Origin of the sequence: Planktosalinus lacus (genome assembly GCF_014640155.1) — a bacterium.
GTDB classification, from domain to species: Bacteria; Bacteroidota; Bacteroidia; order Flavobacteriales; family Flavobacteriaceae; genus Planktosalinus; species Planktosalinus lacus.
Genome location: NZ_BMGK01000027.1, coordinates 1 through 1,749 on the forward strand (window position 1 = coordinate 1; position 1,749 = coordinate 1,749).

Here is a 1,749-nt window from a genome sequence, read left to right on the forward strand (position 1 = left end):
AATCCTTCGGAATTATCAACATTTCAACACCACAAAATCATCATTATGAAGTAAGAAAAAATAAAATATTATCTTTGAAGTGAAGGACGAGTGCTTTTCATAGGACACGTTGTTGTGTGCAGTTATTAATTTCCGTTTAATTATTGTGTCGTTCTCAAAATCCTTTATGGTTATCTTTTCTGGGTTTCCTAAATCATTATTTTCGTAAATATATTCCATTGACATTTTTAAACTATCATTTACTCTTTTGAAAACTTTTCTTGATTTGACACTTTTATTATCATCATAGCTGTAGATATCAATTCTAAAAGGTTCTTTGTATTCGTGAGTTGATTCTGAAATATTTCCATTCAGATATTTCATTCTGCTTTTTTCAATTGTATCGTTATCAATTATTTGATATGTTAATTCTGACTTTTCATTATCGTTATATTTCATAAAATACTTTGAATTAGTAGAATCAGTAGGATAGGTGATTGATAGCGTTTCTTTTTTTCCTTTTTTATCATACGAATAGTTATATTTCATAAAAATAGTATCGCTTTCATTGGAATCGAAGTTTATCATTTGAGCCTTTTCAATAATATCCTTGTTATTTACAAACGTTTCATATTGAGTTCTAAATTCAAAATTCTTTCTTTCGAAGTCGGTTATTTCATAAAATAAATCTTCGTTATTTCTGTAATATGATTGCTTTATAGTTTTTCCATTTTCATTCAAAAACTCTTTTAATTCAAATCGAACATTTCCGTTCGCATCAATTTTTATTTTCTCAATGGAAAGAGTATCAATTACTTTTTCGTTAATGCCTATTGAAACTTCATATATTGTTTTGCTAAAATTTAGTTTGTCGATTTTCTCAATAATAGGTTTGTTGTCTGTTAAAAGGTCAGATTGACAAGATTGTAGTATAATTAAAAAGGCGAAAAGAAATTGGCTTTTCTTCATTGGTTAGGGTTTGGTTTTAATTGCACACAACAAAGGGATATGGGTAGTCTCGCCATAGGCGATATTATCCTATATCTGGTGTTATCGGGAGTGTTTTGTATCCCATTTCATTTCAAATATAATCTTTTTTGTCATTGGGATCACAAACACGTAGTCTGAAAAAGGACCCAAAACACTGGAAAGACTATCTTTCCGATTTGTCGAAACGGGCTATTTTTTATAGGCTTTAAACTATACGAAGTAGCCCGGTGCGAATCAGGGGATTTCTCTTTCTAACCAACACAAAGCTTTTAAAAACCAGCACCCGGGAATTGAAAAACAAAAAACACTTGACATTTTAAATTTTTTTCAATACCTTGGCTCAAAGTCTTTTAGACGTTCCCGACGTCACAAATGAGAATTTGCACGATCTTGATCGCTATGACTTTGAAACGGCAATCTTCCATTGCCTTTGCTTACTTTTAAAAGCCTTCATACAAAAAAAGAAAATCACCCAAATCGGTGAAGATTGACCAAGTCCTTTTTTAGATTCCCGAATAACGGTCGCAGCTAAACGAAGTGTGCAAATCCCACACTTAGCAAACAACCCATTATTTTATATTGGTTTTAAAATTACAAAAAAATACACCGACTTTACTCGCACATTTTGTTTAGCTGATGTTAAAGCCAGGTTGTCCCAATCACTGTTGATTGAAATACAAAACCAGTATCGGGAACAGCCGGAAATACAGTTTTTAAATCTCCACTAATAAACCCGAACCAAAAAAATCAAAGTACCGTTCGCTCCCTCTACAGACCAAC

At 31.8% G+C, this 1,749-nt stretch carries 1 protein-coding gene; it reads right to left on the reverse strand.

From position 1 onward, the window contains the following. Window positions 1–15 precede the first annotated feature (15 nt). Complete coding sequence (locus IEV69_RS13750) at window positions 16–948, reverse strand: hypothetical protein (RefSeq protein WP_188443414.1); 933 nt, start codon at window positions 946–948, stop codon at window positions 16–18. Window positions 949–1,749: the final 801 nt, after the last annotated feature.